The 14562-nt window shown below is 35.3% G+C and carries 12 protein-coding genes; 4 read left to right on the plus strand and 8 right to left on the minus strand.

The genetic code is table 11. The features are described 5' to 3' along the window. Positions 1 to 37 precede the first annotated feature (37 nt). Both hypF and K2F26_RS01720 read right to left on the minus strand, forming a co-directional pair. Entirely contained in the window at positions 38 to 2380 is a 2343-nt protein-coding gene (hypF, locus tag K2F26_RS01715) for a carbamoyltransferase HypF (RefSeq protein WP_220610117.1), read from the minus strand. A gap of 45 nt (positions 2381 to 2425) precedes the next feature. Beyond that, positions 2426 to 3589, minus strand: coding sequence for an NHL repeat-containing protein (locus K2F26_RS01720; RefSeq protein WP_220610118.1), 1164 nt, complete (start codon positions 3587 to 3589; stop codon positions 2426 to 2428). Positions 3590 to 3741: 152 nt separating this feature from the next. Here K2F26_RS01720 and K2F26_RS01725 point away from each other — a divergent pair, with 152 nt between their 5' ends. Beyond that, positions 3742 to 4527, plus strand: a complete 786-nt coding sequence (locus K2F26_RS01725; protein WP_220610119.1) for a Uma2 family endonuclease — start codon at positions 3742 to 3744, stop codon at positions 4525 to 4527. 84 nt (positions 4528 to 4611) lie between these two features. Here K2F26_RS01725 and K2F26_RS01730 read toward each other — a convergent pair whose 3' ends face one another. From K2F26_RS01730 to K2F26_RS01755, 6 genes are all read right to left on the minus strand, one after another. Then, positions 4612 to 5418 carry a NifU family protein gene (locus tag K2F26_RS01730; protein WP_220610120.1) on the minus strand — a complete coding sequence of 269 codons (807 nt, stop codon included), beginning with the start codon at positions 5416 to 5418 and terminating at the stop codon, positions 4612 to 4614. Between the two features lie 168 nt (positions 5419 to 5586). Then, positions 5587 to 5811, minus strand: a complete 225-nt coding sequence (locus tag K2F26_RS01735; RefSeq protein WP_220610121.1) for a hypothetical protein — start codon at positions 5809 to 5811, stop codon at positions 5587 to 5589. Positions 5812 to 5822: 11 nt separating this feature from the next. Next, positions 5823 to 6083, minus strand: a complete 261-nt coding sequence (locus K2F26_RS01740) for an asr0689 family protein (protein WP_220610122.1) — start codon at positions 6081 to 6083, stop codon at positions 5823 to 5825. 249 nt (positions 6084 to 6332) lie between these two features. Continuing rightward, positions 6333 to 7313, minus strand: coding sequence for a hypothetical protein (locus K2F26_RS01745; RefSeq protein WP_220610123.1), 981 nt, complete (start codon positions 7311 to 7313; stop codon positions 6333 to 6335). A gap of 417 nt (positions 7314 to 7730) precedes the next feature. Then, a complete protein-coding gene (locus tag K2F26_RS01750) occupies positions 7731 to 8840 on the minus strand; it encodes a NotI family restriction endonuclease (RefSeq protein WP_220610124.1) in 1110 nt (369 codons plus the stop codon). A 32-nt stretch (positions 8841 to 8872) separates the two neighbouring features. Continuing rightward, positions 8873 to 9997 carry a DNA cytosine methyltransferase gene (locus tag K2F26_RS01755; RefSeq protein ID WP_302850037.1) on the minus strand — a complete coding sequence of 375 codons (1125 nt, stop codon included), beginning with the start codon at positions 9995 to 9997 and terminating at the stop codon, positions 8873 to 8875. Between the two features lie 385 nt (positions 9998 to 10382). On the opposite strand from K2F26_RS01755, the gene K2F26_RS01760 reads away from it, so the two are divergent. The 3 genes from K2F26_RS01760 (at position 10383) to K2F26_RS01770 (ending at position 14555) form a co-directional block, all read left to right on the plus strand. After that, positions 10383 to 11345 carry a hydrogenase small subunit gene (locus K2F26_RS01760; RefSeq protein WP_220610126.1) on the plus strand — a complete coding sequence of 321 codons (963 nt, stop codon included), beginning with the start codon at positions 10383 to 10385 and terminating at the stop codon, positions 11343 to 11345. A 142-nt stretch (positions 11346 to 11487) separates the two neighbouring features. Then, a complete protein-coding gene (locus K2F26_RS01765; protein ID WP_220610127.1) occupies positions 11488 to 13083 on the plus strand; it encodes a nickel-dependent hydrogenase large subunit in 1596 nt (531 codons plus the stop codon). Between the two features lie 251 nt (positions 13084 to 13334). Further along, a complete protein-coding gene (locus tag K2F26_RS01770; RefSeq protein ID WP_220610128.1) occupies positions 13335 to 14555 on the plus strand; it encodes an FHA domain-containing protein in 1221 nt (406 codons plus the stop codon). Positions 14556 to 14562: the final 7 nt, after the last annotated feature.

The raw sequence follows: 14562 nt of genomic DNA on the forward strand, positions 1-14562 counted from the left end.
TTTCTCTTTTTAACTGTCACCTGTCACCTGTCACCTGTCACCTCATACATTTAGCAGCAGCAATAACAGCTTGTCCTAATGATATTCCCCCATCGTTTGCTGGTACTAGGCTATGGGTGAGGACGTTTATTCCTAGTTTTTTTAAGTGTTTGGTTGTTTGTTGTAACAGTATCCGGTTTTGAAATACTCCTCCTGTTAATGCCACCTGATTAATTTTGTGTTCTTGGGTTAGTTGTTTAACCATTTCTGTGATTAAAATAGCTAAACTTATGTGAAATTTTGCAGCTATTTCTGATGGTGAAATTTGCCGCTTGAGGTCTTGCAATATTCCCTCCCACATTGGGGAAGGGTCTATATAATAAATTTTATCTAATTTTTCAATTTTAAAGGCATAGTTTATAGTTTCTTTATCATTGTTTAATATGTTAACATTAACTGTTGCCTCCATTTCTATAGCTGCCTGTCCTTCATAGCTGCATTCTTCGCGACAAATACCTATAGCTGCTGCTACTGCATCAAATAACCGCCCAACTGATGATGCTAGGGGTGTATTAATACCTTGTTCTATCATTTGATTCAGTAATTTTAATGGTTTATTTTCGAGATATTTAATAATTTCTAAATCAGCATATTTTTGTTTCATTTCTTCCCAATAAAATGCACTATTTAAGTGGGCGTAGGTATTTCTCCAAGGTTGATAAATTGCCTGTTTTCCTCCTATCATGGCTATGGGTTTAAATGTGGCTACTCTCTGAAATTTTTGATAGTCAGCTAATAAAAATTCTCCTCCCCATAATGTCCCATTTTCCCCATATCCTAACCCATCAAAGGCTATTCCTAATACTGGTTCTGTGTTTAAAGGTATGTGATTTTCTGCTAAACAAGCAGCTATATGGGCGTGATGATGTTGAATTTCTGTGATTTTGATTTCGTTATTTATTGCTAATTCTTTTCCCAGTTTTGATGATAAATATTCTGGGTGTTTATCAATAGCAATTATTTCTGGTTTATGTTCAAATAAATTCAGATATAAATTCAAGGTTTCTTGATAAGCATTAAAAGCAGCAGCGTTTTCTAAATCTCCTAAATGTTGGGATAAAATCGCCTCACCTTCTCTTAATAAACAAAAGGTATTTTTTAACTCACTACCCATTGCTAAAATTGGCGGTACTTTCTCAAAACCAGATGGTAAAATAATCGGTGCTGGTGCATATCCCCGCGCACGTCTCAGGGTTTGAATTTTATCATCAATAACCCTCACAACTGAATCATCAACCCGGTTGACAATATCCCGATTATGTAATAAAAAATAATCGGCTATTTTCCCTAACTTTGCTTTAGCATCTTCATTATTTATACATTGGGGTTCATCAGAAATATTACCGCTAGTTAAAACTATGGGGCGGTTCATTCTTCTAAGAATTAAATGATGTAAAGGCGTATAGGGTAACATAAACCCTAACGTATTTTGTCCTGGTGCAACTGATAAAGCTACTTGTTTTTCATCTTTCACATTTAATAAAACAATAGGTGCAGCAGGACTGGTTAATAAAGTTTTTTCTAAATCAGAAACATGACAATATTCAGATATAATATTGATATCCCTAGCCATCAAAGCAAAAGGTTTATGATAACGTCTTTTCCGTTCTCTTAACTTTTGTACCGCAGTTTCTTGAGTTGCATCACAAGCTAAATGAAAACCACCCAAACCTTTAATAGCGACAATTTCCCCCTTTTGTAATAAAGTACAAACCGCATCCACATCATCCAACATTGAAAACATATCCGCAATAACAGCTTTACCATCAGCACGTTCTAACCATGCACTTGGACCACACTTAAAACACGCCACAGGTTGGGCATGAAAACGCCTATTTTCCACATCTTGATATTCATTTTCACAGTCTCCACACATTGGAAACTTAACCATACTCGTATTATTTCTATCATAAGGAATAGCCCGAATAATAGTTAACCTGGGACCGCAATGAGTACAGTTTGTAAAAGGATAACGAAAATAACGACTAAAAGGATCAAAAATTTCTTTCTGACATTGAGAACAAGTAGCCGCATCAGGAGAAATTTCCGTTTTCACCACAGTATTCACACTATGAGAAATCACAAAATCATCAACATCAAAATCACCCAAATATGGACTTATAATTAACTCATTAATCCTCGCCAAAGGTGGACATTCTTGATATAATTTATCTACAAACTCAGTAATTTTTTCCTCACTACCAAAAACCCGAATTAAAACACCCTCACCATCATTACAAACATCACCTTTTAAACCACAAACTTTCGCCAACCGATAAACAGTAGGACGAAAACCCACACCTTGAACAATACCCTTAACCCTAATTTCCTCTTTTATCATCCTTCCCTCTCTGCGTTCTCTGCGTCTCTGCGTGAAATAAAAAAATTAAAAAATCAAAACTCGATTATTCCCAGAATCAGAAACTACCATATTTTCCCCACAAACCTTAATTCCGTAACACCAATTTAAACTTTCCCTAGTTGGTAAACCAAAATTCTTATTTTCACTCTTACTCGTAAAATTATCCTGTCCAAAAACCCCATCAGCATCCGCACCCTGTAACAAAAAAATATCTTCCCTTTTCCTCCATCCTAACAAACGAGAATTAGCAGTATCAGCAACTATTAAATAATCTTCCCAAATATCTACACCATAGGGCATACTTAAACTACTACGACTCGGAAAATAAACACCTTGATTTAATTCCACAAAATTAAAATTTTTCTGTCCTAAAACAACTTCACAAGGACTATTATTTTCTGTGGGTATTCCTTCCCAAATCATCACCCGATTATTACCCGCATCTGTCACTACTAAATTATCATTCCAAATCGTGATATCATGACACCAACGCATACTAGCAGCAGTGGGAGAACCGCCCCCGTTTTCATTACGAGAAATCATGTTTGGTTGTCCCAAAACTATATCCGCAGGTTGTCCATTTTCTGTAGGTAAACTATGCCAAATTAATAATCTTCTATTTCCAGTATCAGCAACCAATAATTGATTTTTATAACATAAAATCCCATAAGGCCAATGTAAAGTATTAGCTGCTGGTTGTTGAGTTCCCCGGTTAGGTTCATTATCAATAAAATTACTTTGTCCTAATACTAAATCTGCGGGTTGATTATTTGCTTCTGGGAGATTATACCATATTAAAATTCTGTGATTCCAAGCATCAGCAACAGCTAAACCATTACCATATTTACAAATACCTGTAGGCACACTAAATGTATTTTTTCCTGGTGTACTTTTGGCGTTTTGTCCTTCACTAAAAAAATCGGTTTGTCCGATAATTAAATCTGCCGGTTGGTTATCTTTTGTGGGTAAATTTCGCCATCCTAATAACCGATGATGTCCTGTATCTGACACCCATAATGGTCCAGTTGGTGAGATTAAACAAGCTGCACGGGGTCCGAACATTGTTGAGGGTGTGGGTGCAAGGGGTATGGTTATTTGTTCGGGTTTGTTAGGGTTTCCTAAGATGATTTTTGCAGGTTGGGAAAATGGGGGTAAATAGGGTATTTTTTCGGTGGGATGATTTAACATTTATGGATTTCAATAGTAAAAATTGGAAGCTTTATATTAATTTATTTAATATTTATATAATTTGGTGTTTAATTAATTACATTTTCAGACAGAAAATATACAAATAAATATGATAATATCAAGAAATACCATCAACTGAGAGGATAGTGAAAATGTATCAAACAGATCCACCACTTTCCCCCAAAGAAACATTACCAACCATGTATGATCTTCCTAGCGAAGATCCAGAGGAGGCTGGTTTGCCAGATCAATTTCATCTTCTACAACCACAATTATTAACTGATACATTCCAACCCAAAAATTATCTTTTCGCAGAGATATTTACTGGCAGCGACATCAATCTTTATTATGATGTGCGTCATACATTATGGTACAAAAGACCAGATTGGTTTGCGGCTTTAGGTGTACCAAATTTGTATGAAAATAGGGATTTAAGATTAAGTTATGTAGTGTGGCAAGAAGGAGTTAACCCTTATATTGTTGTAGAATTGCTATCACCAGGAACAGAAAAGGAAGACTTGGGGCAAACTTTACGAGATGTAGAAAAACCGCCTACAAAATGGGAAGTTTATGAACAAATTTTGAGAGTTCCTTATTATGCAATATTTGATAGGTACAAGTCAGAATTTAAGATGTTTCAACTCAATGGATCTCGTTATTCTGAAGTCAATTTATCAGATAATCGCTTTTGGATGCCAGATATAGAAATCGGTTTAGGTGTGTGGATAGGTAACTATAAAGGTGTAGAAATGCCTTGGTTACGCTGGTATGATGCTGAGAGAAATTGGGTTTTAACTGTTGAAGAACAAAAAACTAAATTACTTGAGGAGGAAAAAATTAAACTCAATCAAACAACTCAACAACTTGAGGAGGAAAGACTAAAAACAGAAAAATTACTCGCTCAGTTGAAATCTTTGGGTATAGAACCTAATTTATAACACAAAATGGATAGATCCCGGACTTATTTAATAAGTTTGGGATCTGGATCTTGCGTTTTTTAAGGTTTACCTACTTATCAAACTTTAAACCTGCACATACACCTTATCACCCTTAACCCTCACCTCATAACTTTGTAGAGAAACATCAGGAACAGTTAAACATTTACCTGTGTTTAAATCATATTCAAATTGATGGGATGCACAGGTAATAATCCCATTTTCTACTTTACCTTTATCTAAAGGAAAACCTAAATGAGAACAAGCATTACGATAACATTTTATGTTATCACCTTTTCGGTGTAAAATCACGTTCTGATTTTCAACTCTTACTGCTAATATTTGATTTTCAGGAATTTCATTAATATTCGCAACTCTCTCCCAATATGAATTTGTAGGAATAGCAGCGGTTGTAGAATTAGGAGTATTATTAACAGCTACAATTTTAGTAATTTCTGGACAATGTTTTTTAATTGTTTGTTCTACCAGTTGCGTTAATGTTAAAGTAGAAGATGCACAATTACTACAACTACCAATTAATTTAATCTCAACTGTATCCGGTGGTTTAATAGCAACTAATTCTACATCCCCATTATGACTTTGTAAACTAGGGCGAATTTCCGCTAATGCTGTTTTTATCCGTTCTGATAATGGCGGTTTCACCAAGTTGTGATATAACAAAACTGCATAAACAATATCATCATCTACAGCGTTGCGTAAAGCTGCTAAATTATCTTTTTTCAGACTTTTAATTAAATTAGTTAATGCCGCTTTATGTAAAGCCTCAACCGCACTTTTTAAACCCACAGCTACACATCTTTGGCTTTCATCCCATTCAGCAATAATCGCTTCAAATCTTTGAATATCTGATATTAATTCATTCAAATCATTCATAAAAATCTGTGTTTATATGTAGATTATATAACAAATGAAAATGATAAAATGAAACAGCCAAAGGCTTTTATCACTGTCACCTGTCACCTGTTCACTGTCACCTAGTATAATAAAACAATCCCCCAGATAAATCTGTAGGGATTGATAACTTTTATAATTGTTAATAGATCATTTCATGCGGAAATCTTTCAGCAGAAAAGGCATCATTAAACCTGTAACTAAACTAGCTACAGTAATAGGAATACAAAGGGGAATTGATGCCTGTGCTAATAAAACTAATAATACAGTACCAATACCACTAGCTAGTATTGTTTGACGCAGAAAATAGAGCGGATCACGAAATAATTTACCCTTGAGAAATAATCTCAGAGAAAACCAGCCTAATTCTAACATATATCCTCCTATTAGTTACCTAAAATGTTTAAGATTAACAACCCTAAAATTAGGGTGGGAATTACACCAGCAGGGGCAAATAAACTACCAATAGTGGCAGAAAATTTATAGCCTAAATCTTTACCAGCTAAAATCATTCCACCAATTGCACCACCTACCATTGATAAGATTACGGCAATGGCTAACCAAGCTAATGCTGTGGTAAAATTGAGGTCGGTATTTAAACTATAAACGAAATCTCTCAATGCTGGGTTGTTGACAAAATCGAACATCTTTATTTCTCCTATTTGTTGACAAGTTAATGGTCATTTTTCAGGATGAATCAGATTCATCAAGTTGTTTAATTTGATATTAAAACCTGATTAATGAAACCTGATTCAAATACTTGCTTATCTCAATTTTTGATGCAAGTAAATATTCTGACTCTTGACTCCTGTACGGGCGAAGCATTCGGGCAATCAATTATCAATTTTTGTCCAAGGCTATTTTCCGAATGCTTCGCCCCTACTGACTCCTGATATTTAATTTAAGGAAACTGCTAGTATTTCTGCTTCCAAATCTTTGAGTGCTTGGGCTACTATTTCCGCCTTCTCAATTTCTTGATTGTCTGTGAATATTTGCCAAGCTTCTTGATAGTATAATTTAGCTTGGAGCAGGTTTTTAGGATTCCCTAATTCTGGTTGTTCGGGGTTGTCTGGTAAGTTAAAAAGTACGTTAGCTTTGTTGGAAATTGTGTTAGCATATTCTAAGGGTGTATCTTGAAGATTACGCACTTTTAAAGCTTCTTCATAAGCTGCAACAGCCCGCAAATTATTATCAATGGGATGGGAACTAATTAAATATTGCAAAGCATTACCTAAATTATTTTGCAACATTGCATATTCCCTGGGATGATCAATTAGGTTAATATGCTTGAGTGCAACTTCAAAAGATTGTACTGCTAACCCTTGACGTAAATATTCCCGTTCTGAAGCCATTGGCATCGAAAGATAGGCGATCGCAATATTATTATATAAAATCGCATATTCCTGGGGATATTCTTGCCAAGTAAATACCCGCAAAGCCTCATGATAAGCTTGAATACTATCAGTTAGCCGTGCTAAATTATAGGCCACTAAAGACTGTAAAACTAAACCCAAATTCATCTGCGCTTCTGCTACTTCTTCTGGTGTAGCAAACTGCTTTAAAATAGGTAAAGCTTCTTCGTAATTATCCTTAGCTTGTACTAATAATTGGGGGTTAGAATCAGGTATCATTTGTAAAGTACCCGCCATTCCCACTTTTGCCCGTGCTTTCAGTAAAGGATAATCTTCACCACACATTTGATAAGCACGATAAAACAATCCTAACCCACTTCGCAAATCTTGAGAATTTTTTGGCTTTTTGAGAAAACCCTGCGCCATTTCTATCAGCATTTGGATTTTTTCCTCTGCTGTTGCTGACTCATCAGAAATGGCCGCCATAGCCGCTTTTACGGCAGAATCTGTAACACTATAAGTCATAAATTGGCCATAGTAATTGAGTCATCAACTAAGCCGATTTACGCAGTTATAGCAGGTGACAGGTGACAGTGCTAAAAGAGTTTTAATGTCTCCGTTTCAGCTTTAGTTAATGTCCTAACTACCTTGTCTACAGCTATATTAATTAAATAAATTTTTACAGATTCCCCTTTGAATAGCTATCAGCTATCAGTAATCAGCTATCAGCTTTTCAGAAGTTACTCTGACTGCTGAATTTAGAAAATAAAGTGTTTGTACCTATCCGTTTTTGAGATTGAAAGGAAGGGTAATAACATCAATGATCTTCAATATAAAACAAATTTTTTGTAAAAATCTAGCGTAAATTTACCAATGTTGTTTTGATATTTATATGTTTAAAAACACTGAGGAGAATTATGTATAGGTTATTAATAGTACAATTTACAGCTTGAATACTGCTTGTATTTTACGTCTTAATATTGCTTTTAATAACTCAACTTTAGGAGGAGCTAATTTAGGTAATAAAATATCAGTAAATGTATTGTTGCCTTCAAAGTTTATACCTGCATCACCCTCTATATGATCTTGAAAAATCATGTGTTTTTCTCTATCTTTACCCATTAAGTATTTCATAGTTAACAAACTAATATTGCGTTGTGAATTGCTTGGCACATTCAAAGTTTTTAACCTAGTAGTCAGTTCAATGTTGTCAAGTAAAGCATCTTGAATGACCCAGATTGTTTTTCCATTCCATTCATGAGCTAAAGCTGTTTTCGCAAACAATTGTGTTACCATGCGACCCCAAACTTGTCGTTTATTAATTCCTGGACTGGTATGCTCAGAGGTAAGTAAAGCATTACGAAATGCACTCCTAATATCTGTGGAGTTTTCAGTATCAGAACCACTTGTACTAGCAGTCATTACTTCAAGAATATAGAAATGAGAAATATCAGGTAGCAAAATTAAAGCATCAGCTAAATTTTGAGTCTTTTCTGTAAAATAACCGAGTTTTTTGGTTGCTTTAATCAAATAATCTAAGTCATCTTTATTTGCCTCTAAAAAATCGCTTTGCTGCAATAATGATGTTAAAGATGTTTCTACTAAAGGTGCTAAAATGTAATCAAAATTATAATTTATTTCTGCATCTTCTACTCGATGTTTTAAAGATACTTCCGACCAAACTCCAATATTAGTTTTTGTTGGTAAACCGGCACTAATTAATAAATCACGCTCGTATTTTTGTAGAGCATGATTAATAATCGGTAAACCATCACCATCAAATTTTGCAGCAAACAAACGACGTGGACATACAACCCAAATATCATTACCGGATTGAATTGAACACACCCCCGGTATTACTTCTTTCACATCACTATTAAAATAGTTGCTTAAAGGTTCTTTTTCTGTAAGTTTAATCTTGGTTTGATACCGATTTCCACCCCCATCACAATCTGTACCCATAAATGGACATTGACGATATTTTCTGATGATCTCTGCTTCTTCACTACGGTCATTTATCGGTAAACCAAATAATTCAAATATAGTAGGCATGATTTTATTATGTATTGAGAGTCAATTAATATTTAAGCATAAATTAAGTCTAAAAATTCTAATTTATTGCTCATGATGTATTGAGCAATATTATCAGCGATAGCGTGAGCAACTGGTGGAGTTACAGAATTAGCAATTTGGCGATGTTGATCCAAATACTTTACCCTACCCGAACGACCGCGAATGGGTCCTTTGAGCAAATAACTATCAGGATAACCATGAATACGCATATATTCTCTGGGAGTAAGATATCTATCTTCAATTGGATGAAAGAAAATTTCTCCACATCTGAGAGTTAATGCAGGTTCAGAAAATGAAAGTCTGCGGAATTTTGTAGTGTCTTTCTTAGTTAAATTACCTCTCTGACTTTGCGGAAGATGTAATTCTTTTGCTAAAAAAGAACCTTCGGAAACTCCATGAATACGTCTAATATCACCCGCAGGAGTAATATCTAAATGACTATCTTCTGGTGGATTATTTTTATCTTTCGTAGGAATAGCTAACCCTGCTATTACTTCTCTGACAGTAAGATACTTATGAAGACTAAATAAGGAAAATTGACTATCTAACTTTTCATGAGTTGGCAAAGGGAAATAAAATGGTATTATATTTTTGGTAGCAACTATAAAAACCCTTTCTCTCAATTGTGCTACACCATACATTGCAGAATTAATAATTTTGGTATTTAATCTATATCCTAATTTGTTAAACTCACTTTCTAAAGACGCAAAAACACCACCAATTTTACCAAATTCACCCTTGGCATTTAAAAAACCTTTAACTTGTTCTATAAAAATTACCTTTGGTTGAAAAACTTCCGCAAATCTCACAAATTCAAATAGTAATAAACCACGTTCATCATCCAAAGATTCATGTTTACCAGCTTGAGAAAAACTCTGACAAGGACTACCACCAAATAATAAATCTAACTCACCAGATTTTAAACCTAAATTTCTCATGAGATGAGATGGTTGAATTTGTGTAATATCGTTCTCAATAAGAGTAGTTATTAACCCTTCTCTTTGAATAGCACTTTGTAAAGTCTGGCAGCAGTATGGATCAATTTCAATACAAGCTAATATTTGAAAACCTGCTTGACGAACTCCAATATCCATCCCGCCGGCACCTGAAAAAATAGATAAAGCAGAAAGCTTCATAAATTAATGTACATCTAATAGTTTTTTATTTTTTCTCTTTTCAGATTATCACACTCATCTTAACTTTTATATTTATTTACTAAATTTGCTTATCTTGATACATTTTGCTCATATACTGATGATTAATTTTGACTTTCTGTATCATCAATCAATCAAAATCCAGTAAATCAACAAATCCTGTCAATTCTGATTCAGACAGAAATTTCATGTTAAAATAACAATAATAATCAATCAGCGATACTCTACAAAAATCCTCAGTAGTAGAAATTCAAAAATTGATAATGTTGCTAAAATTCCTGCGTATCTCCCCATCAACACGGACGCAATAATCCCGTGAAATAATCCCGTGTATCTCTCCACATCTACAACAGAAAAATCATAGCCAATGACAAATGTACTCTGGCTGCAAGGTGGTGCTTGTTCCGGTAACACCATGTCATTTCTCAACGCCGAAGAACCAACAGCTTGTGATTTAATCGCAGACTTCGGTATCAAAATTCTTTGGCATCCTTCCCTGGGTTTAGAACTCGGTGCAAACTTACAAACCCTGCTTTGGGAATGTGTCTTAGGTAAAACGCCCCTGGATATTTTGGTATTTGAAGGTAGCGTAGTTAACGCCCCCAACGGTACAGGAGAATGGAACCGCTTCGCCGATCGCCCCATGAAAGAATGGTTAAACGACTTAGCTAAAGCTGCTAATTTTGTCGTGGCTATTGGTGACTGTGCTACCTGGGGGGGTATACCTGCAATGTCACCCAACCCCAGCGAATCTGAGGGTTTACAATTTCTCAAACGCAACAAAGGCGGTTTTTTAGGTAAAGATTTTGTCAGCAAAGCCGGTTTACCTGTAATAAATATACCCGGATGTCCCGCCCATCCTGACTGGATAACCCAGATATTAGTCGCTATAGCTACCGGACGCATCAGCGATATTACTCTAGATGACCTACACCGTCCCCAAACCTTCTTTAACACCTTTACCCAAACCGGTTGTACTCGCAACATTCACTTTGCTTACAAAGCCACAACCGCCGAATTTGGACAACGTAAAGGCTGTCTCTTTTATGACTTAGGTTGTCGTGGACCCATGACCCATTCTTCCTGTAACCGCATCCTTTGGAACAGGGTATCATCGAAAACCCGCGCCGGAATGCCCTGTATTGGTTGTACAGAACCAGAATTTCCCTTCCATGACCTCAAACCGGGAACAGTATTTAAAACTCAAACCATTATGGGAGTTCCTAAAGAAATACCCCCCGGAGTCAACCAAAAAGATTACGCAGTCCTCACCGTGGTTGCTAAAGACGCAGCACCAAAATGGGCTGATGAAGACTTTTTCTTAATTTAGGGATTGGTGACTAGGGAGAAAAATTTTAGATTTTAGATTTTAGATTTTAGATTGGAGTTAACAAAATCCAAAATCCAAAATCCAAAATCCAAAATTGAATCACCAATCACCAATTACCAATTACCAATTACCCAAAAAAATTATGCCAATTCAAACATTAGATATTGCACCCGTTGGTAGAGTCGAAGGTGATTTAGATGTCCGTGTAGAAATCGAAGACGGATATGTTACAAATGCCTGGACTCATGCCGAACTTTTTCGCGGTTTTGAAATAATTTTACGCGGAAAAGACCCCCAAGCTGGTTTAATTGTCACCCCTAGAATTTGCGGAATTTGTGGCGGTTCTCATTTAAGTTCTGCTTCCTGGGCTTTGGATACAGCCTGGGGAACAGAAGTTCCCAGAAATGCAATTTTGGCGAGAAATTTAGGTCAAATTGTGGAAACAATCCAAAGTATTCCTCGATATTTTTATGGATTGTTTGCCATTGATTTAACCAATAAAAATTATCGCCGCAGTCATTTTTATGATGAAGCTTGTCGGCGCTTTGCTGCTTTCACAGGAAAATCCTATGAAATAGGTGTGACAATTTCTGCCAAACCTGTAGAAATCTACGCTTTATTAGGTGGACAATGGCCGCACAGCAGTTATATGGTTCCTGGTGGTGTGATGTGCGCCCCAACTCTAACCGATATTACCCGTGCTTGGGGGATTTTAGAATATTTCCGCACTAATTGGTTAGAACCGATTTGGTTAGGTTGTTCTTTAGAAAGATATGAAGAAATTCAATCTTATGAGGATTTTCAAAAGTGGTTAAATGAAGATATCAAACACCGAGAATCTGATTTAGGTTTATATTGGCGCATGGGTTTAGATATCGGGTTAGATCGCTATGGTGTAGGTGTGGGTAAATATGTCAGTTGGGGATATTTACCCCATGAGGATAGATATAATAAACCTACCATTGAAGGACGTAACGCTGCGGTAATTATGAAAAGCGGTGTTTACGATGGTTGTAAAGATACCCATAGATTGATGGAACAGGGTTTTGTGCGAGAAAATTTAACCCATTCTTGGTATAATGAAGGTACTCAAGATTGGCATCCGAGCGATCGCACCACAGCACCAACTATCAACAACCAAAAAGATTTTAATGGTGCATATTCTTGGTCTAGTGCAGTTTTACACCAAGACTTAGGACGTTTAGAAGCAGGACCCCTAGCACGTCAGTTAGTTGCAGGTGGAAAACATGGAGAGTCTTGGCAACATTATGACCCATTTATTCTAGATGTCTTCAAAAAAATGGGCGGTGCTAATGTTCACCTCAGACAACTAGCCAGGGTTCATGAATTAGTCAAATTATATCGTCAAGCGGAACGTTGTTTAAAGGAGTTCAAATTAAACGAACCCTGGTATATTAAACCCCAAGAAAAAGACGGTAAAGGATGGGGTGCAACGGAAGCAGCAAGAGGCGCTTTATGTCACTGGGTAGACATTGAAGATGGGAAAATTAAACAATACCAAGTTATCGCCCCCGGAACTTGGAATATTGGACCCCGTGACGGTGCTGGTAAACGCGGACCTGTGGAAGAAGCGTTAATAGGTACACCTATTGCAGATCCTACTGATCCTGTGGAAGTTGGCCATGTGGCGCGTTCTTTTGATTCATGTTTGGTGTGTACAGTTCACGCCCATGATGCTAAAACAGGTAAAGAATTAGCCCGTTTTCGGACGGCTTAATTTATGTTTTGATTTACGTTATCTAGGGTGGGTTTTTCCCACCTACTTAGAAATGTTTGAAACGTCAGATATTTTTTGTTATTGATTAAATATTTTTGATTATTTAACTTGTTGTTAATTAAGCCAAAAATATTAATGATAGTAACACACAATACAAATCATTTATTAGGCACATCTTATTATTTTTGTTAATAAAATCCTCATAAGAGGAATTGGATTAATTAGTATAATTTACCAGCACATTCAAAATTATGAACCCAATTATTATACAATGGGCAATTACCTTCCAATGGGAAGAATCTGGCAAATTAAAGAATCAGCAAATTTCCAAAGGACAAGTAATAAATAATAACCATAATGGAGATATAATTATTGGACGCGACTCTCAGGTATGTGATCTAGTAATAAATAATAATAGTGTATCTGCTCAACATATTATGATTTCCTTTAAGGAAGAACAACAAAAGTTTTTTATCAAAAGTTTAAATCCTCAAAATATTTCTAATCTTAATGGACAGAATATTGATTCTGGTAAAGAGTTTGAATTGCTAATTAATAGTATAATTTTTTTAGGAAAGCAACGTTTACAAATTATTGATATTCAAATTTACCAACTACCATCAACAGATTATTCAGGAATATTACCTGCAAACACTAATTCAATTCCAGCCCCTCAAAATTTAAATTTGAACGAACTTAGCTCCAGTTCTAATACAAGTCATACCACTAAGCTTAATTCCCATTTAAATGAAACCCGATTTTCTTGGAAAGAACCTACAATCATTGTAGCAATTATAGGAGGAATAGCAACAATTGTCAGTGCATTTATTAATTTATCTGATAATATAATAGATAAAAAAAGTGGAGAAATTAAAGTAGAAAATGCTACTAAATACAAAGAGATAGAACTTAATAAAAAAAAACAACAGTATACAGTGAAAACTGATAAAGAAACGCAGGATACTGAATACTTAAAAGTACATCAGGAACAAGTTATAAAACAGACAGATAAACCGATTGAAGAAGTTAGACAAGAAAAAGGTGATTACCCTTACCGAAGATTGAATCTAAAAAATGAGAATTGTCCTAATCCTGTAAAAGTTGCCTTTAGCTTTACTGGTCTAGATAACATATCAAAAACTCAAGGCTGGTTTATTGTTAACCGAGAATTAAAACCTATACCTCTTGATGCTGAAAAAACATCTAAAAACATATATTTATATGCTAAAACTAAATATAATGGTACTACAGTTATATGGAAACCTCAAATAACAAACCTTAGAAAAAGGTTAGTTTCTGATAGTGATTTTAATTATATTGACAGACCAAATAACGATAAAAATAAAGATAACAAGAAAATAGTTGAATTTTACGAGGTTCAAGTCGATGACAGTAAAGAAGTAACAAACAGAGTTTTCAAATGCACTGCTGGAAAAACTCTAGATTTAGTAAATGCTGACGAGAAATCATAATTGTAGG

Source organism: Sphaerospermopsis torques-reginae ITEP-024 (genome assembly GCF_019598945.1).
Taxonomy (GTDB): Bacteria; Cyanobacteriota; Cyanobacteriia; order Cyanobacteriales; family Nostocaceae; genus Sphaerospermopsis.